We start from the raw sequence: 20483 nt of genomic DNA, 5'->3' as shown, positions 1-20483 counted from the left end.
CAAGCTCATGGAATACCGAAAACGATTAAATGAAGAGTTGAATCGACTCTCTCCGGAAGAATATAAAAAAGCTGAAAAACTTCCTATCGTGGTCGTTTTGGATAATGTACGCAGCTTAAACAACATAGGATCGGTATTCCGAACTTCCGATGCTTTCCGATTGGAAAAGATATATCTTTGCGGCATTACCGCCACCCCTCCCCACCGCGAGATTCATAAAACAGCCTTAGGAGCGGAAGAAAGCATGGCATGGGAATACTTCGAGGAGACCATAGAAGCGATTCGAAAATTAAAAACGGAAGGTTTTACGATTGTTAGCGTAGAGCAAACAGAAAACAGCCTCTCATTGGAAGATTACGCCATTGAAAAAACACGAAAATATGCTTTCATATTCGGGAACGAGGTAAAAGGTGTCCAACAAAATGTGGTAAACCTCTCCGACTTGTGCTTGGAAATTCCTCAATTCGGAACCAAACATTCATTCAACATCTCCGTTTCTGCCGGGATTGTATTATGGGAAGTTATTCATCCCCTATTCAAGGAGTTAAAAAAATAATATTTCACTCTTCAACTCGGGAAACCTGGAATCTTCATTTACGAGAAAATACGAAAATCGATCTATTCTATTGATCGAAAATGCATTGCATCAACGATACGAATAGCCTCCACCGCTTCCCGGACATCATGGACACGTAAGATGTTCGCTCCCTTTAAAAGAGAGACGGTATTCAATACAGTCGTTCCGTTCAAAGCTTCCTGGGGAGTAACGTCCAATAGGCGACATATCATAGACTTACGGGAAACGCCCACCAACAAGGGATACCCCAACTCCAAAAAGATCTCCATCTTATCCATCAATTGATAGTTGTGAGCTACCGTTTTTCCGAAACCAAATCCCTGATCCACTATAATCTTGTCAAATCCCAAATCATTCAATCGCTTAATTCGCCCGGCCAGAAAATCATAAACCTCCCGAACGACATCCTCATAATGGGGATTTTTTTGCATGTCTTGAGGCGTTCCCTGGATATGCATTAAAACATAAGGTACATTCATCTCCGCTATCGTCTCAAACATACGATCATCCATCGTACCTCCGGAAATATCATTCACGATGACCGGCCCAAGGCAATGAAAGATCTCTTTAGCCACATTCGCCCGAAAAGTATCAATAGAAACAGGAAGTTCCGGATGATACTTACGAATCAATTCTACGGCAAAACTCAATCGTGACAACTCTTCCTTCTCATCCACGAAAGCAGCTCCCGGACGAGTGGAATAAGCTCCCACATCAATAATCGACGCTCCCTCCTCCACAATCGTATTTATCCGCTCGATCACCCGTACTTCGCTAAGGTATTTTCCTCCGTCATAAAAAGAATCGGGAGTTACGTTCAAAATCCCCATTACCACAGGTTCTGCCAAATTCAACTTCCGATCGCCGATTTCAATTAATTTTTTCATACTCATGCTAATTTTCAGCTTTCCGTTTTCAACTTTCAACTATTGTCCCTATTTTTACACATCAAAATAACAATTAGTTTTTTTAATATCATAATTTAAAAAATAGAACGAAGATGTCGGATACAACCCAACAATATGATAGAGTGATAGATACCTGTCAAGATATTTTTGTAAAAAAAATGCAAGACTATGGAACAGCCTGGAGAATTCTCAGACCGACATCCATCACGGATCAAATATATATTAAGGCCAACCGAATTCGCAGTATCGAGCAAAAAGGAATCTCGAAAGTAAACGAGGGTATCGTTCCCGAATTCATTGGTATTATAAACTATGCTATCATGGGACTTATACAGCTGGAGTTAGGTCCGGGGAATCGTAGCTCTCAGGAAGAGATACTCCGGCTTTATCAAGCCTATTTCCAAAAGGCCAAAGCATTAATGTTAAACAAAAACCACGATTACGATGAAGCCTGGAGAGCAATGCGTATCAGTTCCTATACCGATTTGATCCTGATGAAAATAAACCGTACGAAACAAATCGAGGATCATCAAGGAAATACCATTATCTCGGAAGGAATAGATGCGAACTATTACGACATGATCAACTATGCCGTATTCGGTCTGATTCGCCTTGTTGTTGAAAAAGAGATATGAAAATTATTCGAAACTGTTGCAGAATCATCGTCGGAATTGTATTTATCTATTCCGGATTTGTAAAAGGTATCGATCCTTTAGGATCGATGTACAAATTCACGGACTATTTCAATGCTTTTGGAATCGGGTGGGCAAGCACATGCTCTCTTTTTCTCTCCTTCGTGTTATCTCTCGCGGAATTTTTAGTGGGTACGGCATTACTATTCAACGCGTGCACGCGATGGGCTATAAAAGGAGCTCTTATCTTCATGGGAATATTCACCCCGCTAACTCTCGTTCTGGCCTTAACAAACCCGGTCAGCGACTGTGGTTGTTTCGGAGATGCGATCGTGTTAAGCAATTGGGCAACATTTTGGAAAAATACCATTCTCCTCCTTTTAACCCTCACGCTATTTCTAAATAGAAAACGATTTCACTCTTCGCTTCACTGGTTTAAGCAACTCTCTCTTCTTTTGCTATCAGGAGGAATGATGCTCTTTCTTTCATTGCATTGTTACCTGTATCTTCCCATATTGGATTTCCGTCCTTACGCCGTCGGAAAAAACATAACGGAAGGTATGCTGTTACCGGAAGGAGCAGAACCGGATCAATACGAAGTTATTCTGAAATACAAAAATAAGCAGACAGGCGAGATCAAACCGTTTACGGAACAAAATTATCCGTGGCAAGACACCCTTACCTGGGAATACCATAGCTCTTCCGAACGTTTGGTAAAAAAAGGATACACTCCTCCCATTCACGATCTGCTTATCGATCATCCCGATTTAGGAGAGATTACAGAAGAAATTCTGCAAGACAATAACTATACCTTTTTAGCCGTCCACTACAACATCAACCTGAGTTCCGCAAAACATCAGGAGGCAATTAACGAATTGGCCCGGTATGCCCGGGAGCAAGGCTACCGCTTTTACGGATTGACCTCCTCCTCTCAAGAAGAAGTCCGAACCTACAAGAACCGTTATAAGGTTCCCTACGACTTTTGTACGGCCGACGAGATCCAGTTAAAGACGATGATCCGTTCCAATCCGGGCCTTATTTTATTAAACAAAGGAACCATTTTAGGTAAATGGTCAAAAAATGATATTCCCCAAACCGATGAATTAAAAAATAAGGATCTGACAGCATTCTGTGTCTACAAACAACAAGAATTAAAGTCTAAATATTTGGTTTACTCCTTAATCCTTCTTTTCTTTGTAATGTATTTCCTATTTCTCGGAAAAAAAAAGAAAAAAGGCAGATCATACACATTTCAAAATATTAAATTTAAGATATGAGAAAGAAAATCGTAGCAGGCAACTGGAAAATGAACAAAACCTTTGCCGAAGGTATCGAATTGGCAAGAGAGGTAAACGACTATGTACGTTTCAAAGAGGGCGCAGAAGGTGTAACTGTCATTTTAGGTACTCCTTTCATTCATCTGGCAAAGGTAGCCAATAATCTGACAGAGCCCAGTATTTCGGTTTCAGCTCAAAACTGCGCCACGGAAAAAGCCGGAGCATACACGGGTGAAATATCTGCCGACATGATTGCTTCGACAGGAGCCAAACATGTCATTTTGGGACATTCCGAAAGAAGATCTTATTACGGTGAAACCAGTCCCGTATTGGTAAAAAAAGTAGCTCAAGCCTTAGATAGCAAATTGAATATTATTTTCTGTGTCGGAGAAGTACTCGAAGAGAGAGAACGTAACAAACATTTCGAGATCGTGAAACAGCAATTAACCGACGGGTTATTCAATCTTACCCCCGAACAATTCGCACATGTAGTTATAGCTTACGAGCCGGTATGGGCGATCGGAACCGGTAAGACGGCGTCCCCGGATCAAGCCCAGGAGATGCATGCCTTCATTCGCTCCGTTATCAAAGAGAAATACGGGGAAAGCATTGCCGACGAAACCTCTATCCTTTACGGAGGAAGCTGCAATCCTAAAAATGCAGACGAGATTTTTTCCCAACCCGATGTAGACGGAGGATTAATCGGAGGTGCTTCTCTAAAAGCTTCTGATTTTTTTGAAATTATCAAATCTCGTGCAAGACATTAATAGTAAAATATTTAATCTTTACAAATCTGTGTTTTCCAAGAAAGCACAGATTTTTTTTACAAAAAAATTCCATTTTGATGCAGCAAATTTTACTATTTGACGTCATATAGACAGAAGAGCACGATATGAGCGATTATAAAACAATATTACAACGCTGTCGAAAACGGGAAAAACGGGCCCAACTGGAATTTTATTCACTGTTCTATAAAAGTGTTTATAACAGTTGCCTTCGTATCTTGAGAAATCCTCAAGAGTCGGAGGAAGTCATGCAAGAGACCTTCTTAAAGGTCCTCGACAAAATAGAAAATTACGAAGGAGAAGCAGAAAACATGGAAAGAATCCTCAAAAGAATCGCGATCAATCATGCTATCGATTTATGCCGGAAACGAAAAATCCGGTTTGTGGAGATAACGGAAACAACAGATTGTTGCGAAGAGGAAGAGGAAAACAAGGGAGAGACAGAGTTACAATTAGAGGTTATCCACCGGATGATGCAACAACTTCCCCAGGGATACCGGATGATACTTAATTTGCATCTTATCGAAGGTTTCGATTACAACGAGATTGCAAATCAATTGGAACTCTCTCCTTCCACGGTTCGCTCTCAATTTGTCAGAGCAAAACAGAAATTAATCGAATTAATTAAAAAGAATTATTACTATGAGTCATTCGCTGGATGAACAAATTAAAAAACTTAAAGAAAACTGCGACGGAGCCTTGCCTACTCCCGGGCATTTCGAACGTTTTGAACAACGTTTGGAGCTTCACCGGAAAAACAAAAGAAAACTCCGCACCAGATGGATAACCGTAAGTACGGTTGCTGCCGGCACGATATTGTTTTTTTTAGCGCATCATTTTTATTTCCTCCAGCCTATCGATGATTCTCAGGAATCCATCGCGGAAGTTGCAGCTTATTATTGTCAACAACTGGAAAAAGAGATTGAAAAAATCGAACAACAAGCAAGCGATATGGACGAATCCGAACGCCAACGTTTGTTAGAGGACATCCAGAAAATGAAGAAAGAATCCTACAAACTGGAAAAAGAGGTCACGCTGATGTCGCACGAGGAACACATTGCACAAATCGTTCAATGCTATAACTTGCAAATAAAATCATTACAATCCATACAAGAGATTCTTGCAAAGGTCATGAACCCAATTAAATATTAACCGCTATCATTATGAAAACAAGATTCATTTTACTGACAGGCTTTATACTGCTATTCTTTATCGGCACCGTAAGTGCCAGGGACAGGGTTGAAAAACGAACGATTGAAAAACGCTTCAAAACAACCGGAGAAACCCATCTGCAAATCGATAACAAATACGGCTTTCTTGTCATCCAGGAATGGGATAAAGATGAGGTGGAATTTGCCATAGAAATCGTCTGTAGGGGCAAGAATCAAAAAACGGCAGAAGAGATGCTCAAGCGGACCAGTGTAAAACTCGAGCAATCCGATGATAAGATCTTCGCTACAACAAATTTCGCAACCAGTCCGAGCGAGAGCAGCAAAGGAAGCAGCACCACCGTAAATTATCTGATCAATGTTCCCACATCGACCTACCTTCATCTAAAAAATAAATACGGGAATATACAATTGGATTATGTTTCAAAGCCCATAGAGATCGAACTTGAGCACGGGAACATATACGCCCACCGTCTGGAAGGAGATAACAATAAAATCAGTATAAACTACGGAGTTATACAGGTTCTGAAATCCGGAAGCATGGAGCTGAACATGAAAAGAGGTGAAGCTCGCATTGACCAATTACCCGATCTTAAATTAACCGGTTACTATACTTCTCTATTTTCAAATATAATTAACAATCTTCAAGTAACATCAACGAAATACAGTCAATTAAAACTGGGAAGAGTCAACACCGTAAATTTCGGTTTCAGTACCCTATGGACGAGCATCGACATTCGACAACTCGAGCAAAAATTCGAAGGTGCCAGATTGCAGTATTGTACGGTTTCGATCGATACGATTTCTCCCAACTTCTCATCCATAGATATCGATGCGATGCATTCCAAGGTGACTCTGGGCATCAATCAAAAACACAATACAAAAATCGATCTCTCGGCACCTTACGGAGATATCGTTCTAAACGGGTTAAAAATAAATCATGCCGCTCGGAGTCATAATTCCCAAAATCCCTATCCCCTACAGACTACAGGATATATAGGAAGGACATCAAATCCGAGAGCCAAAATCAAAATATCGACTTCTTACGCAACTATTACGTTCAAAAATAAAGTTACCGATTAAACACCCAAACCTTTCAAACCTTTCTATCGAAGCGCTGTCTCTTACTTCTCAGGACAGCGCTTTTTCGTGTCCATACCGTATCTCAACATCTGTGACAGAAAATCATCCGGGTAATCAACAGTTACATCCGTGATCTTTCCCTCTTCCTCCACCAACGTGTATTCCGGATTGATAAAGCCTGCATAGGGAGCCACATTCAATTTCTGATAACGCTCCAAAACCTCCCGATGCAAATCCCGGTCAATGACAACCCCGTACCTCTCCACGAGATATTTAGCCCCCTCGTAATCACCTTCCGATTTTACCCGCTGTATCTCCGCCAACAACTTCCCGAACAAAACGCGCAAAGCATCGAAATCCCGGATCACAAAATAAGTCTTCCCTTCTTTATTTATTTTTTCAATCACACCATCCGCTTTTCCTTGTTCATACACCCACGAAGCAATCAACTGACGATTACGCATATGCGACTCTTCCAAATTACTCCCTAACTTTACCCGGGTCAATTGTACAAGCAAGCCGTTACGAATGTAACTGCAATACTCGCTTTTAGCCACCTCCAAGGAAGGAATAATTCCCAACTCTACCAATTGGGGGTCCATAATATAATAAAGAGCGAATAAATCCGCTCGTGTCTCCTCTATCGTTGAATAGTAATTTTTCAAAGCCTCCTGTCCGACTCCCGGTAACATCTTACCGGAACCGTGTCCTAAACACTCGTGCAGGTCCGTATGCACGTTACTCCCCTGATAACCGTATTCTTTAGCCAACATTTTTTCCTCGTCGGAATAGGTAAACTCATCCACCACTCCGGATCCCAAAGAAGCCATATGATAAGCATAAGTAATATTATCCAACGTGACGGATTTACTGCCGTACCGTTCGCGAATCCACTCAGCATTCGGCAGATTAATCCCGATAGGGGTAGCCGGATGACAATCCCCTCCTAACATGGCCACCTGCATTACCCGAGCTATTATTCCCGAAACCTCTGTTTTTTTGAAACGGTCGTCAATAGGCGCATGTTGTTCAAACCAAAGGGCATGTTCGGCCAATTTACGCGTACGTTCGCAAGCCTCCTCGTCCACAATTTGCACGACAGACTCCCAGCTCGCTTTATAAGCCAACGGATCTCCATAAACCTCGATAAAACCGTTGATAAAATCTATTCGAGCCCGATGTTCTTTCAGCCATTCGATGGAATAAACGTCAAAAGTAGCCAAATCTCCCGTCCGGTAAAATTCAATCAGTTTTTCAACGACTTTATGCTGCTGCTCGTTACCGACATACGCTAAAGCTTTCTGCAAATATTCCACAATACGTCCGATAATTTCCCCGTATTTTCCATTTACATACCAAACTTCTTCTTCCAGCTCCCCCTTACTGTTTTTTACTAACGTCGAATTCAAGCCGTAACTCACCGGATGTTTCTCCGAGCCTTTCATAGCTCCGTAAAAACGTTCGACCTCCCTCTGGGACACCCCTTCGTAATAATGATTAGCCGACGCCTGAATCAAATCCTTTCCTTCGTCCAACACAACCCGTTTAGACATGTACGCGGGATCGAATATAATTCGCTGCAATCCCTGAAATTCATTTTCCAATCCGACATCTTTCAACAATAACCGGAAATAGCATTCGGAGAAAGAAGGACTAAACTTCTCCATGGAATAGTGATGGTGAATGCCATTGGCAAAAAAAACTTTTTTGGCATAGATCACAAAAGACCGGTATTCCTCGCAAGATCGATCTCCCTTGTACTCCGTCAATATTTTCTCTAATACTTTTCGAATCCTAAGATTGTATTTATTATTCTGATCCCACAATATATCACGCCCGGCAATGGCAGCCCGACTCAAGTAATAGACAAATAATTTTTCTTTTAGAGGTAATGTCTCAAAAGCAGGAACCTCATAACGTAGTATCTTTATATCGTCAAATTGCTCAGAAAAAAACTCAAATGCTTTCATGCTACCTTCCTTAATAATGAATTACAAATATACGCTCATCTCTGTTTTTTGTTGGCATACTCCGCTATATATTATTAAGAATTAAAACGTTCCAATATTTGAGCGGAAGCTTTAACAGCATGTTTATACCAAGCAAACAAAACCCTGTACCGTTCCTCTTCCGGCATATGCCATTCGATATCACTCTTTCGAAGCCTTTGCACGACACTGTACATCAGCAATGCCGCACATACGCTAACGTTATAACTTTCGGTAAAACCGTAAATAGGTACCTTCACAAATTCATCCGCCTCAGCCAACACCTCATCAGATAAACCCGTCAATTCCGTTCCGAAGAAAAAAGCCATTTTCCCTTTATGCAGATCCATATCATCTATCAACTGATCTTTTTCATGAGGCGTCGTAGCCACGATCCGATAACCTTGCTCTCTCAACGCCCGAATAGCCGACATCGTATTATCCCTTGTATTACGGTAACGATGCAAGGTCAACCATTCCATAGCCCCCACGGATATCTCGGAGTTATCCTCAAATTTATTCTCATTTTCAATCACATGAATATTCTGAACGCCAAAACAATCACACGAACGTAAAACGGCACTACAATTATGCTGCTGATACAAATCTTCCAAAACGACCGTCAGGTAGCTCGTACGCTCCATACTCAAACGCCGGAATAAATCGTTCCGGTAATCTGTCACAAACCGGCTTAAATACTCTACTTGTTCTTTGACCGTATGCATATATTTTCCACTCTAAAACAAAAAAAGGGTGCTGAATCCAACACCCTTCTTTTTATGGTTCTCAATAATTATAAGCTTTCTGCCAATTCTGCACCAGCTTTAAATCTTACCACTTTCTTTGCAGGAATCTGAATTGTTTTTCCAGTTTGAGGATTTCTTCCACTCCGGGCACTTCTCTCCGATACAGAGAATGAACCGAAACCTACTAACGCAACCTTTTCGTCATTTTTCAAAGATTGACCAACTGTTTCAACAAAAGCTTCCAAAGCTTTTTTGGAATCTGCTTTACTTAAACCTGCTTTTACTGCAATCGCATCTATTAACTGAGCTTTGTTCATAACAAAAAATTTTAGGATTAGAATAATAATATAATCTTTATGTTTCGACAAATGTAGGTAATTTCTGCAGGAATACAAATTTTCTGATAAAAAAACAAAAGACTTTTAGTGTTAACCTGTTAATATATACTAAAATCGCCCTATTTAGAGAGTAAATACATCTACACATCCCTCCCCGTCCATAGCCGCAGATACGATCCCCCCGGCATACCCCGCCCCCTCTCCGCAAGGATAAAGACCTTCAATCTCCGGATGGACCATCCGTTCAGGCAATCTGGGAATTCTGACCGGAGCCGATGTTCTGGTTTCAACACCCAAAAGAAGGGCATCTTCATGAATAAATCCCCGGGATTTTCGCCCGAACTGTTCCAAACCGGCAAGCAAACGTCGATATACCGGTGAAGGAAGCCATTCCCTGAATAGAGTTGGCCGTAATCCGGGTTTATAAGAAGATTTAGGAAACGAAACACTCTCCTTATTCGTCATAAAATGAGTCAACCGCTGGGCGGGAGCTACTAATTTTCCCCCTCCCTCTTCCCAAGCACGATATTCTAAATCGCTCTGAAACTCCATACCTCCAAAAAGGCCGGTATACCGCAACTCTTTCAACTCTTCTTCCCCAATGGAAGTGACAATAGCAGAGTTCGCCCAAGCCGTATTCCGGCCCGAGGAAGACATTCCGTTCACTACCTGTTGTTCGGGTCCCGTACAAGCAGGAACAACAACACCGCCAGGACACATACAAAAAGAGTAAACACCCCGGCCGTTGATATTAGTCACGAAACTATATTCTGCGGCCGGTAAAAAATCACCGCGTCCGGCAGGATTATGATATTGAATCCGGTCTATGACCTCTTGAGGATGTTCCAAACGAAGTCCGACGGCAAATTCTTTGGTGAGCATTAAAACAGAACGAGCCTGCAACATACGATACACATCCCGAGCGGAATGTCCCGTTGCCAAAATAACCCGGTCTGCCAATACCTCACCCTCGTCAATCAAAACCCCCTTCATCTTATTCTCCTCGATCAAAATATCTTTTACACGACAATTAAAACGCACTTCTCCGCCGTATCGTTCAATGGTTTTACGAATATTAACAATTACACCGGGTAGTTTATCCGTCCCGATATGAGGATGAGCATCAATCAATATAGACTCAGAAGCACCATGATATACTAAAATCTCCAATATACGATTTACATTTCCCCGTTTCCTGGAACGAGTGAATAATTTACCATCCGAAAAGGTACCGGCTCCCCCTTCTCCAAATCCATAGTTAGAATCCATATTTACCGATCCTGTCCTATAAAGCTGATTCAAATCCTTCTTTCGTTCCTCCACACTTTTTCCTCTTTCCAACACGATCGGACGCAAACCTTTTTCAATCAACCGCAAGGCAGCAAAAAGACCGGCGGGGCCGGCTCCCACCACAACGACGGGACGAGCTTTCGACACGTCCTTGTACATCGGTATAAACTGGCGTTCACGCTGCTCCACTTCATCGATAAAGACCCTCAGCTTTAACTGCATCATCACTCGCCTCTGTCGCGCATCGATAGACTTTTTAATCACCTCGGTATGCTTAATCCGTACACGTTCCACATGCAACGTTCTTACCAACAAATAGAGTATCTTTTCCTTGTCGCAAGCCTCTTCCGGTGTTACCCTCAATTCTACCTCTTTATACATACATTATCCTATAAATGACCCAAACACTGAAGGTACGAAAATAGATATTTTATAACGAGAAACTTTCATAAAACTTTAAAAAAATCATACCTTCGCATAATTAAAACAAATATATACAATATATCATGAACAAAATAGCATTAATCACCGGAGCCACTTCCGGGATTGGAAAAGCAACCGCCGTAAAATTAGCAGAAACAGGTTTCGACCTTATTATTACCGGACGGAGAAGCGATCGTTTACACGCTTTGGAAGAAGAATTGCAAAAGAAAGGTGTTCAAGTAATATCGCTCCATTTTGATGTCCGGAATCAGATGGAAGTAAAACAAGCCATTTCCTCTTTACCGGAAGCATGGAAAAATATAGATGTACTCGTGAACAACGCCGGACTTGCCGTAGGAACCAATCCTATTCAAGACGGTTTGATGGAGGATTGGGAAAGAATGATCGATACGAATATCAAAGGTCTGCTTTATGTGACCCGTGAAATTGCACCCCTTATGATAAAGAATCAAAAAGGACATATTGTAAATTTAGCCTCTGTAGCGGGGAAAGAAGTATACCCCGGAGGTAACGTATATTGTGCTACCAAGCATGCCGTAGACGCTTTGTCTAAAGCGATGCGGACCGACATGTTAAAACACAACATCAAAGTAACCAATATAGCACCGGGAATGGTAGAAACGGAGTTTTCCATTGTACGTTACAAAGGAGACGAAAAAGCAGCCCAAAACGTATACAACGGGATGACACCTCTGACAGGAGAGGATATAGCGGATACAATCGTATTCGCGGTCACGCGCCCCGCTCATGTATGCCTAAACGACATTATGATTATGCCTACCGCCCAGGCAAATTCCAGGGATGTAAACAGAAAATAATAGAATCCCCGTAAAATAAAACGGGCCCTCTTTTTCTCGACATAGCCCGTTTTATTTTTTACAATATCATAAATTTTCGTCACCTTTTACGACATAAAAAGGTTGACGCAAAGTATTTCCAACCGCATCGACCAAATATAGGACATGATAACCGGGAGTTACATTAATTTCTATCTGGTGTTGGTTACGAGTCATTCCAACGTATTCGTCATCGATGTGCCAATACACTTTCATCGAAGGTTCCCGGTGAGCGATCTCGAAAACGACCCCTTTGGATTTTCCTCCCAAATCCTTAGGAATAAAAACCCTTAACCCTTTTTGCGGATAGATCATCTCCATCATTTCATCCTCCGACTTACAATCCCCTCGCTTGGGAGGCATCCGGAGATAATCCGCATGAGTTTGGGAGTAATACCACTCCTGAGCCGGAGAAAGCACGAACCAGGGGACCGTTTTCATTCGGTACACGGGTTCGCAATCGGCATCTACCCGAAAAGTCCCCGTCCGATCTAAATGAATCAATCGATGGTATGGACACAGGACGGTTTTCATCCCGTTTTCGTTGATCCACACGGTATCAACTTCCGGACATACATCGGATGCCCGGTAGCCGCTCTTACGACACGTAACAACAGGCATCATCTCCTCCAGCGGTTTATAAAACCGGGCTGAACTCCGCAATAAGGCTGCAACCTCGAATAGAACGGGAGCTGCAGTTCGTACCCCGATCAAACCGGCGCGACCTTCTCCGTCAGCATTCCCTACCCAAACCCCGACAACATAATCCGGCGTCACGCCTACCGCCCAAGCATCGCGAAAACCGAAACTGGTACCTGTTTTCCAAGCTAATGCCATCGACGAAGCAAAATTTTTCCAACCTACCTCCATATCCGGTCTTTCCACGTGCTGTAACGCCTGAAATGTCAACCAGACAGAAGCAGCATTCAATACCTCACACCTTCCCTCTTTCTGTACCGGAGGTCTATCCGACCACAAATGCAATCGAGCAAACTCGCCGGTATAATAGCTACCGTCATCCGCATTATAATGATGCAAGATAGAAGCCATTCCCCCGTATAAATTACATATATCCCACAAAGAACACTCGGCCCCTCCCAAAATCAGACTTAAGCCGTAATGACCCGGTTCCCGATACAATGTCGTGATCCCCATTCGTTTCAGGTTATCATAAAAATGTTCGACCCCATACCCTCGAAGCAAACGCACGAAAGGTATATTCAAAGACATGGCCAAAGCCTGATCGGCGGGCACGACTCCCTGAAATTCTTTGTTAAAATTAGAGGGTACATACCCTCCAAAGCGGGAAGGAATGTCCGACAATAAAGTTTTTGGCAAAATATCGCCGGAATACTGCATTAACGCATACAAAGCCGGCTTCAATATACTTCCGGAACTCCGGTTGGAAGTAATGATATCCACCTGATTACCTCCGTTTTCTCTTACCTTGGGACTATTCCCCACGTAAGCCCTGACCTCTCCCGAAGGTATATGCCCCACCAACACCGCCGCATTGTAAATATGATTGTGTTTCAAAATAGCGATATGCCGTTTAACAATCTCGTTTACCCGACCTTGCAACCCCGCATCGATTGTCGATCGACTTACTTCTCCCCTACGGTATTTATAAGCTTTTGTCAATACATGAGGAACAATACACTCCGTGTTATATATTTTTTCAGGCAAAGGTTCCGCTATCGCCAACTCCAAATCCTCCCGATCGAGGTTTCCCTTCCGGTATAATCTACGTAATAAATCGTCTCTTTTCTTCTTCAAAAGAGGCATATTCTTCCCGGGAAATATTAAAGCCGGAGCATTAGGCAGTACGGCTAACAAACAGGCCTCGGCCCAGCTTAACTCGTTTGGTTTGCGATTAAAGTATTTCAAAGCCGCAGCTTCCAATCCCACGATATTACTTCCGAAAGGTGCATGTGCCGCGTATAAATTCAATATTTCCCATTTCGTGTAACTCTGTTCTAACCGAACAGCCAACAACATCTCAATTATCTTTTCAGGAACCGTACGAGGAGGATTACGACGAGCCAAACGGACAACCTGCATGGTTAAAGTACTCCCTCCGCTCACGATAGAACCGTTCTTTATATTCAACCACAAAGCCCGAGCAATAGCAAAAGGATCGACGCCCCGATGCGACAAAAAACAGTTATCTTCAAAACTCAACAGAGCCGTTACGTATTTTTCGGAAATGCTACTCTTTCCCCGGATCCGGTATTGACCGTCGTCGGCAACGGTAATCCCCATCACCTCTCCTTCCCGATCTAAGACCACGGTGGAATAAGGAACCGTAAACAACGGATCCGGTAAAAACAAACACCAAAAGGCAACAAACGCTCCTCCTATCACTACGATAAGTATCCACGTTATTCGAAATAACTTCCGGCTTTTCATTATTCGTCTCATTGTCACACCGAACCGGTTCCATCGACCTGCTCTATAACAGATAATCGGCCATACGAAATCCCCTCAAGAATGCTTCGGTCGTCATTCGTTTCTTCCCGGAAAGCTGCAACTCTTTCACTTCGATATACCCCCCCTTCACATAGATCCGGATAAAATCTTTACCATCCGTATCGAGAGTTACCGGAAAATTATGTTCCAGTAATTTCCGTTCCGCTTTAAATAATTTTACCGATATGACCTCACCCGTAACCTTATGGCGTAATTCCGTCCATGCTGCAGGAAAAGGAGAGAGTCCCCGTATATGATTATAAATCCGCTCCACACTCCAGGACCAATTTATTTTCATATCCTCCTTAAATATCTTCGGAGCTTGTATGGGTTCCCGTCCCTGCAACAATGTCGTCTGATCCGTTAAAGGATAATGACCTTCAGCTATGGCCTCAGCGGTCTTTAAAAGCAAATCCGCCCCTACCTCCATTAAACGATCGTGTAGCTCCCCGGCCGTCATCCCCTCATCGATTTTCACTTTCTGCTGAAAAATGATATTTCCCGTATCAACCTCGTGTTTCAACAAAAAAGTAGATACCCCGCTATAATGTTCTCCGTTCATAATAGCCCAATTGATAGGAGCAGCTCCACGATAATCCGGCAACAAGGAGGCATGCAAATTCACCGTTCCGAATGGAGGCATATTCCATACGATCTCTGGCAACATCTTAAAGGCTACGACAAACTGCAAATCGGCCCGCAAACTTCGCAGTTGCTCTAAAAAGGAGGGGTCCCGGAAACGTTCCGGTTGCAATACAGGCAAACGATGAGCCACGGCATATTTCTTTACAGCCGATTCCTGAAGTTTTTGCCCCCGCCCCGCCGGTTTATCCGGATTGGTTACGACTCCGACGATCTGATGTCCTGCTTCCATTAATCTTTGCAAGGGAAGAACCGCGAAATCAGGAGTTCCCATATACACAATTCTCAACTTATGCATTTTTCTTCTTTTTAAAAAATCCCACGATTTTCTTTACAAAATTCGCATAGGCTTCCGTGCTCATTACTGCAGAATCGGTCATGGCCGTATAAGTCAGAAACGCACCTAACGGCAAAAGCACCACGGAAGAGATCCACATTCCTTGCCAAGGCTCCAATACTCCTTCTCTGGCCGCCCTTTCACCCATCATCCAAATAATATAATAGACGATAAACAAAAAAATAGAGACTACAACCGGCATACCTAATCCTCCTTTACGGATTATTCCTCCCAAAGGAGCTCCTATGAAAAAAAAGATAAAACAGGCAAATGAAAGAGTGAATTTTCTATGCCATTCGATCTGATGTCTCCGAATCGTCTCTTCCCGGGAAGAAAGATAACTCAAATCGTTCCAATGAAATTGTTTCGCGGCACGAGCAAACCCCACAGCTTCCTCCAACATCCTTTTCTGTTCCTTCGCATCGAAAGAGGCATATAAACTATCCAAGTCCTGTATCTTACCCTCCGTTTCCTCGCGCAAAACACTGTCCCGCTTGGCATTTCTTACCCGTTGTCTTACATAATTAGTAGACAACATCCGGTCGGCATCCATCTCCTTACGGGATTTCAACCCCGTTTGCAACGAATCTATCGCTACCTCGAGTTGTTTGATACTCAACATATTGTATCCACCCCTGAAGTTATCTTCGTTTGTCCTCGAAAACTCATTCCCTGACAAAGGAATAGAAAAATACTGTTTGTCAAAGTCTACACGCCGAAAAGGAAATGTAGTCCGGTTATTCGACTTCAACCCCTCATCTGTACTTGTATTGCCATGGAAAAGCTCCACCTCCATATATCTTCCGTCGGGACTCGCCTCCATGCGTCCGGAATCGGCAATGGTCACCTCGTAATTTTTAGATAAACCGGTATGATTATAAATCATCATGTTATACATCATTCCCGTCTCCTTATCTATCTTATCCACTTTGATACTATAATTCTCGATATCGTTTATAAATACCCCCTCTTTCAACGACAATTCCGGTTTCTGGCGTTTTATATCATACAGAAGACTCCCTGCTTTCAAGTTAGCGTAAGGCAACACATTATTCGAAAAGAAAAAAGCCGCAACGGTTAAGATAACGATCAATACGATCAAAGGCTGCATGATCCGGTACAAAGAAATTCCTGCAGCTTTTAAGGCCGTCAACTCGTAATTTTCACCTAAACTCCCGAAAGTCATAATAGAGGCTAACAAAACAGCCAACGGCAATCCCATAGGTACCAACGTCATAGAAACGTAAAACAACAAGTGAGCAATAACACTCCACTCCAATCCTTTTCCCACAAGATCATCGATATACCGCCATAAAAATTGCATGATCAGTACGAACATACTGATGAAAAAGGTGGCCACAAACGGACCAATAAAACTTTTTAACACGAACAGGTGTAACTTCTTCATCTTAAGCACCTTATTTTGATTCATTTATTTTTCTATCCGATACGCCCCCTAAAGGATTCACAAAGATAAAAAAATAACCGTCCATCCCCTCTACTTTTCTATTTTTCCTTTTATCACCTGTCAAGCCCCAATCGTGCGATGGAGCATTTCAATCTGTTTATTCCATAACTCAACTTCATCCGCTTCTTCCTCATTATCCACGAAATCAGTGATAATCAAAGCCACTTCTTCTGTCAGAGGCTCCACATGAAGCGAAAACTCGAGGTATTCATCAGGCTCTTCCGCATCCTCCCACACGAACCTTACAAATACATTTTTCTTCATGTCCACCAACTTAGCTTGTCTTTCAACACCATCCCACACAAATGTAAAGAGATCACCTTTATATTTCACATCATCAGAAAACCACTCGGATAATCCAGCAGCGGTACTGAGACGAGAGAATAAAACCTTTACCGATGATGAGAAAAGATACTCTAATTCGACTTTTTTCCTCATATCTGAATATATATTTGACCGACAATATATACAAATTTCATCACATACACAAATTCATGCTAATTTATTCGCCGAGAACTCTGCACGTATCGCTTTAGAAAACTGTTCTTTCCACTCCTGATCTTTACTCTCCTCTACCCTCGAAAGGTTCAGAATGATTTCCGCCACGGAAAGCCTGTGGAAATCAGAAGCGGGGTAGTAATAGTAATCGTCATCCTCTTTGGCTACCACAAGTATATGGCGATCCATCAACTCCTCCAGCACCAATCTCAATTTTCCGGTGTTCATCTTCATCTCTTTGTTTATCATTGTCAAACTGGGACCTCCCTCGTTGTTCACGTATACTTTCGCCACGTATTTTACGACCCGGATGGCATGTTCCATCGTCTCCATCCAACCCGTATCCCCGATCAACTCGCTCTTATACATAAAATGCCGATTCCTCAAAATATAACACAACTCCGTTCCCCACAGGACAACACACCAGCTTAACTGTAACCACACCAGCAGTAAGGGCAATGCAGCCAAACTTCCGTATATGGCATTATAAGAAGTCACTCCTATCTGAAAGCGAATGTAAAACCATTGCACTATCTGGTAAACAGTTCCGGCAACCATTCCGGCAATAAAAGCATGTTTGAATTTTACAGGTGCCGCAGGCATAAACATGTACAAAAATATAAATAACATCCATACCAACAGATAAGGTAAAAACTTGAACAAACGCAACAGGTAATCTCCTAAAACAGGAAATTCCGATTTCAAATCGGTTCCCATAAAAACATTCAAACTACTGATCAAAATAATCAGTATCGGAACAATAAAAATAATCGACAGGTAATCCGTAAACATCCGACGTATACTTCGCCCTTTACGAATTCCCCAAATCCGATTCATTGTCAGCTCGGTACTGTTCAGCACCTTGATGACGGACCAGAGAAGAATAACAATTCCAAAACCCGTAACGACCCCACCTTTGGCATTGGCAAGAGCACTGTTGGCATACTCTACGATCGTGGAAGCCAGACTCTCGTTATTGGAAAACTGTCCTCTGATCAACTCTTCTAACGAAGTCCCTACCCCGAACCCCTTGGCTATTGCAAAAGCCAGAGCAACAATCGGAATAAAAGAAAGGATAGAATAAAAAGTCAACGCGGATGCCGACACGTTACAAGCGTCCTTCAAAAAACGATTGATGGAAACGATCAATACGGATAAAGATTTTTGTAACAACTCCGCGATAATAAATCGATGTTGACGGTCTCGTCTCAACACGGCATAATGATAATCAAGATCCGATAAATTTTTAACATTACGCATGATCTCTCTCGCCTTTCTCCTCCAATCGTCAACTTGTACCCGATTCATATCTTATATTTCTACTTGTTCCTTCTGTATGTTTTACGATTTTCAAAATTATAAAAAAAAAGATATTCAAAAAAGACCTCTTTTGAATATCTTTTAATGTATTTACAGACAATATCTTATTCCTTTAAAACAGCAATTCGGATACCCTCTTTTTTACATCGGAAGCATCCGCATCAATCGGGAAAACGATATCGGGCTTTTGCAAAACAAGCGCATGCTCCTGCTTGTAACGTCCGATTCCTCCCCCCGTAATATTCAACATTATGACAGCTTCGTTCTCCACTCTCCTGTCACGCACGGCTTGAATCAAAGTTGCCGTAGCCACCGCTGCCGCAGGTTCTATATCGATTCCTTCCAATTTCTCAAAAATGGCTTTTGCCTCAAAAGCTTCTTCATTGGATGCCAACAATACATCTCCGCCCGTCGCTTTTAAAGCATCGTATAAACCACCCTTTAAAGAGTAAGGGGGTTTTCTGTTGGAAAGTACCTTGGCGCACATCTCCTCCACCTGTCCGCGAGCAACGTTTTCATCCAAAGGTAACATGTCCCGGGAGTCCGCCCTCCAAGCATCATATATGGGAGTGAACGGAATATTCTGGGAAACCATCAACTTCATCAGATTTTTTCCGAAACGACCGTCTCTTATAAATCTTTTGTTCGCTTCCCAAGCAGCGATAGCACCGGTTCCACTACCTACCGCTTGAAAATAGTAATCGGGGATCCTACCGATTTCCAACACGGCAGAGAGTACGGTAGTTCCCATACCGTCGCGACGAGCAACATTCTTAGCTCCCCCTTCCGGATAAAAATCCTCCAACTCACAAACAATATTAGAGAGACGTATTGAATCGAAATAATCACTTCCCGATTCCGTGCAGATCAATTTAACGCAACGATTCCACGGTTTATCCGCCCAAATAGCATCCAAATTATCCTCAGGTACACACAAAAGCAAAGGGATACGGTTGTCGGAACACACTCGACCGAAAGCACGAGCCGTATTTCCGGCAGAAGCCACAACCATCACCTTTCCCCCGTTCCGATTCGTTCGAGCGCAAACAGCATAAGCCTCACACTCTTTAAAAGAACCGGTATTCATCTGTGCTCCTTTTTCCGGCCAATAACCGTTAAACGTAATATAAAGATTCGATAACCCCAAGTATTCGGCCAACCCTTCGCTCCGATAGGTCACGGGAGCTCCGGAACCATCCAAAGTCCGACAAATCGGTAACCAATTAGCGTATTTATAGATACCCGGCAGATCACTCCTCACCTCCAATTGATTCTTCGCGTAATTAGCAAAAATTAAAGCAGCTCCGTCTTTATGCGGACAATCCAACTCCCATTGTTTGTCCTCGAACGTCGTTCCGCAGCATGATGATTCCAATTGATAACGTGTCATAGTTTTTTACCCATGAATTAGTATATTTCTTTCCGTGTACAAAATTAAAGCATTTCAATACTTTAAAATAGGGTATAAATACCACTTTTTTCGATTTTTTCCGGTTATAGTGATGAATAACAAAAACAGATTTGCCGAATCGTGTCAAAATTTTAGTAAAAGCAGGAACAAAATGTCTCGATTCGAGTTTTTAATGTGACGATATGGCAGGAAATATGACATGCAAAATAGAATTAAGAAAACAATTTTATGAAAAATAGTGACTTTTAGAAGATGGCACAACGTT

At 42.4% G+C, this 20483-nt stretch carries 19 protein-coding genes; 8 read left to right on the top strand and 11 right to left on the bottom strand.

The genetic code is table 11. From position 1 onward, the window contains the following. The first annotated feature begins 7 nt into the window (after positions 1–7). The gene (locus tag BN3283_RS05155) at positions 8–556 is read left to right on the top strand and encodes an RNA methyltransferase (protein ID WP_059025914.1); all 549 of its coding nucleotides are present in this window, start codon (positions 8–10) and stop codon (positions 554–556) included. Between the two features lie 62 nt (positions 557–618). On the opposite strand, the gene folP is transcribed toward BN3283_RS05155, so the two are convergent. Then, a complete protein-coding gene (gene folP, locus BN3283_RS05150; protein WP_059025912.1) occupies positions 619–1464 on the bottom strand; it encodes a dihydropteroate synthase in 846 nt (281 codons plus the stop codon). A gap of 113 nt (positions 1465–1577) precedes the next feature. On the opposite strand from folP, the gene BN3283_RS05145 reads away from it, so the two are divergent. The 6 genes from BN3283_RS05145 (at position 1578) to BN3283_RS05120 (ending at position 6431) form a co-directional block, all read left to right on the top strand. Then, positions 1578–2120 carry a DUF1599 domain-containing protein gene (locus tag BN3283_RS05145; RefSeq protein WP_059025910.1) on the top strand — a complete coding sequence of 181 codons (543 nt, stop codon included), beginning with the start codon at positions 1578–1580 and terminating at the stop codon, positions 2118–2120. Further along, entirely contained in the window at positions 2117–3394 is a 1278-nt protein-coding gene (locus BN3283_RS05140) for a BT_3928 family protein (RefSeq protein WP_059025909.1), read from the top strand. Before BN3283_RS05145 ends, BN3283_RS05140 begins: the two co-directional genes overlap by 4 nt. Next, positions 3391–4161 carry a triose-phosphate isomerase gene (tpiA, locus tag BN3283_RS05135; protein ID WP_059025907.1) on the top strand — a complete coding sequence of 257 codons (771 nt, stop codon included), beginning with the start codon at positions 3391–3393 and terminating at the stop codon, positions 4159–4161. The genes BN3283_RS05140 and tpiA overlap by 4 nt, the downstream gene beginning before the upstream one ends. A gap of 125 nt (positions 4162–4286) precedes the next feature. Continuing rightward, entirely contained in the window at positions 4287–4841 is a 555-nt protein-coding gene (locus tag BN3283_RS05130; RefSeq protein WP_041503950.1) for an RNA polymerase sigma factor, read from the top strand. After that, positions 4822–5331: a hypothetical protein gene (locus BN3283_RS05125; RefSeq protein WP_059025905.1), complete on the top strand. Its 510-nt coding sequence runs from the start codon at positions 4822–4824 to the stop codon at positions 5329–5331. Before BN3283_RS05130 ends, BN3283_RS05125 begins: the two co-directional genes overlap by 20 nt. Positions 5332–5342: 11 nt before the next feature. Further along, positions 5343–6431: a hypothetical protein gene (locus tag BN3283_RS05120; protein WP_059025903.1), complete on the top strand. Its 1089-nt coding sequence runs from the start codon at positions 5343–5345 to the stop codon at positions 6429–6431. A gap of 41 nt (positions 6432–6472) precedes the next feature. Here BN3283_RS05120 and BN3283_RS05115 read toward each other — a convergent pair whose 3' ends face one another. From BN3283_RS05115 to BN3283_RS05100, 4 genes are all read right to left on the bottom strand, one after another. Then, positions 6473–8401 carry a dipeptidyl-peptidase 3 family protein gene (locus BN3283_RS05115; RefSeq protein WP_059025901.1) on the bottom strand — a complete coding sequence of 643 codons (1929 nt, stop codon included), beginning with the start codon at positions 8399–8401 and terminating at the stop codon, positions 6473–6475. 74 nt (positions 8402–8475) lie between these two features. Continuing rightward, entirely contained in the window at positions 8476–9144 is a 669-nt protein-coding gene (locus tag BN3283_RS05110) for a TrmH family RNA methyltransferase (protein WP_059025899.1), read from the bottom strand. A gap of 68 nt (positions 9145–9212) precedes the next feature. Continuing rightward, positions 9213–9482, bottom strand: coding sequence for an HU family DNA-binding protein (locus tag BN3283_RS05105; RefSeq protein ID WP_041503955.1), 270 nt, complete (start codon positions 9480–9482; stop codon positions 9213–9215). A gap of 144 nt (positions 9483–9626) precedes the next feature. Beyond that, positions 9627–11174 (bottom strand): NAD(P)/FAD-dependent oxidoreductase, encoded by a 1548-nt coding sequence (locus BN3283_RS05100; protein WP_059025898.1) that lies wholly within the window; start codon positions 11172–11174, stop codon positions 9627–9629. 125 nt (positions 11175–11299) lie between these two features. Between BN3283_RS05100 and BN3283_RS05095 the strand changes: the two genes are divergently transcribed. Then, entirely contained in the window at positions 11300–12055 is a 756-nt protein-coding gene (locus BN3283_RS05095; protein WP_059025896.1) for an SDR family NAD(P)-dependent oxidoreductase, read from the top strand. Between the two features lie 66 nt (positions 12056–12121). Here BN3283_RS05095 and pbpC read toward each other — a convergent pair whose 3' ends face one another. The 6 genes from pbpC to BN3283_RS05065 all read right to left on the bottom strand — a co-directional run bounded on the left by pbpC (position 12122) and on the right by BN3283_RS05065 (position 20197). Continuing rightward, positions 12122–14482 carry a penicillin-binding protein 1C gene (gene pbpC, locus BN3283_RS05090; protein WP_147625542.1) on the bottom strand — a complete coding sequence of 787 codons (2361 nt, stop codon included), beginning with the start codon at positions 14480–14482 and terminating at the stop codon, positions 12122–12124. 43 nt (positions 14483–14525) lie between these two features. Further along, positions 14526–15482, bottom strand: coding sequence for a methionyl-tRNA formyltransferase (gene fmt, locus BN3283_RS05085; RefSeq protein ID WP_059025892.1), 957 nt, complete (start codon positions 15480–15482; stop codon positions 14526–14528). Beyond that, positions 15475–16929, bottom strand: coding sequence for an LptF/LptG family permease (locus BN3283_RS05080; protein ID WP_059027176.1), 1455 nt, complete (start codon positions 16927–16929; stop codon positions 15475–15477). The genes fmt and BN3283_RS05080 overlap by 8 nt, the downstream gene beginning before the upstream one ends. A gap of 120 nt (positions 16930–17049) precedes the next feature. Beyond that, on the bottom strand, positions 17050–17427 hold the full coding sequence (locus tag BN3283_RS05075; RefSeq protein WP_041503961.1) for an START-like domain-containing protein: 378 nt from the start codon (positions 17425–17427) through the stop codon (positions 17050–17052). 54 nt (positions 17428–17481) lie between these two features. Further along, entirely contained in the window at positions 17482–18795 is a 1314-nt protein-coding gene (locus tag BN3283_RS05070) for a YihY/virulence factor BrkB family protein (protein WP_041503962.1), read from the bottom strand. A gap of 124 nt (positions 18796–18919) precedes the next feature. Then, positions 18920–20197, bottom strand: coding sequence for a cysteate synthase (locus BN3283_RS05065; protein ID WP_059025890.1), 1278 nt, complete (start codon positions 20195–20197; stop codon positions 18920–18922). Between the last annotated feature and the right edge of the window lie 286 nt (positions 20198–20483).

Source organism: Gabonibacter massiliensis (assembly GCA_001487125.1).
In the GTDB taxonomy this organism is placed as follows: Bacteria; Bacteroidota; Bacteroidia; order Bacteroidales; family Marinifilaceae; genus Gabonibacter; species Gabonibacter massiliensis.
This window is presented reverse-complemented; position numbering and strand designations above follow the sequence as displayed.

What these genes read in the sequence shown, in the direction of transcription:
- BN3283_RS05130 (WP_041503950.1), top strand. Translation starts at nt 4,287, where the DNA reads ATGAGCGATTATAAAACAATATTACAACGCTGTCGAAAACGGGAAAAA.
- pbpC (WP_147625542.1), bottom strand. Translation starts at nt 14,482, where the DNA reads ATGAAAAGCCGGAAGTTATTTCGAATAACGTGGATACTTATCGTAGTG.
- BN3283_RS05145 (WP_059025910.1), top strand. Translation starts at nt 1,578, where the DNA reads ATGTCGGATACAACCCAACAATATGATAGAGTGATAGATACCTGTCAA.
- BN3283_RS05065 (WP_059025890.1), bottom strand. Translation starts at nt 20,197, where the DNA reads ATGACACGTTATCAATTGGAATCATCATGCTGCGGAACGACGTTCGAG.
- BN3283_RS05105 (WP_041503955.1), bottom strand. Translation starts at nt 9,482, where the DNA reads ATGAACAAAGCTCAGTTAATAGATGCGATTGCAGTAAAAGCAGGTTTA.
- BN3283_RS05070 (WP_041503962.1), bottom strand. Translation starts at nt 18,795, where the DNA reads ATGAATCGGGTACAAGTTGACGATTGGAGGAGAAAGGCGAGAGAGATC.
- BN3283_RS05120 (WP_059025903.1), top strand. Translation starts at nt 5,343, where the DNA reads ATGAAAACAAGATTCATTTTACTGACAGGCTTTATACTGCTATTCTTT.
- BN3283_RS05110 (WP_059025899.1), bottom strand. Translation starts at nt 9,144, where the DNA reads ATGCATACGGTCAAAGAACAAGTAGAGTATTTAAGCCGGTTTGTGACA.
- BN3283_RS05075 (WP_041503961.1), bottom strand. Translation starts at nt 17,427, where the DNA reads ATGAGGAAAAAAGTCGAATTAGAGTATCTTTTCTCATCATCGGTAAAG.
- BN3283_RS05155 (WP_059025914.1), top strand. Translation starts at nt 8, where the DNA reads ATGGAATACCGAAAACGATTAAATGAAGAGTTGAATCGACTCTCTCCG.
- folP (WP_059025912.1), bottom strand. Translation starts at nt 1,464, where the DNA reads ATGAAAAAATTAATTGAAATCGGCGATCGGAAGTTGAATTTGGCAGAA.
- BN3283_RS05140 (WP_059025909.1), top strand. Translation starts at nt 2,117, where the DNA reads ATGAAAATTATTCGAAACTGTTGCAGAATCATCGTCGGAATTGTATTT.
- BN3283_RS05125 (WP_059025905.1), top strand. Translation starts at nt 4,822, where the DNA reads ATGAGTCATTCGCTGGATGAACAAATTAAAAAACTTAAAGAAAACTGC.
- tpiA (WP_059025907.1), top strand. Translation starts at nt 3,391, where the DNA reads ATGAGAAAGAAAATCGTAGCAGGCAACTGGAAAATGAACAAAACCTTT.
- BN3283_RS05115 (WP_059025901.1), bottom strand. Translation starts at nt 8,401, where the DNA reads ATGAAAGCATTTGAGTTTTTTTCTGAGCAATTTGACGATATAAAGATA.
- BN3283_RS05080 (WP_059027176.1), bottom strand. Translation starts at nt 16,929, where the DNA reads ATGAAGAAGTTACACCTGTTCGTGTTAAAAAGTTTTATTGGTCCGTTT.
- BN3283_RS05095 (WP_059025896.1), top strand. Translation starts at nt 11,300, where the DNA reads ATGAACAAAATAGCATTAATCACCGGAGCCACTTCCGGGATTGGAAAA.
- fmt (WP_059025892.1), bottom strand. Translation starts at nt 15,482, where the DNA reads ATGCATAAGTTGAGAATTGTGTATATGGGAACTCCTGATTTCGCGGTT.
- BN3283_RS05100 (WP_059025898.1), bottom strand. Translation starts at nt 11,174, where the DNA reads ATGTATAAAGAGGTAGAATTGAGGGTAACACCGGAAGAGGCTTGCGAC.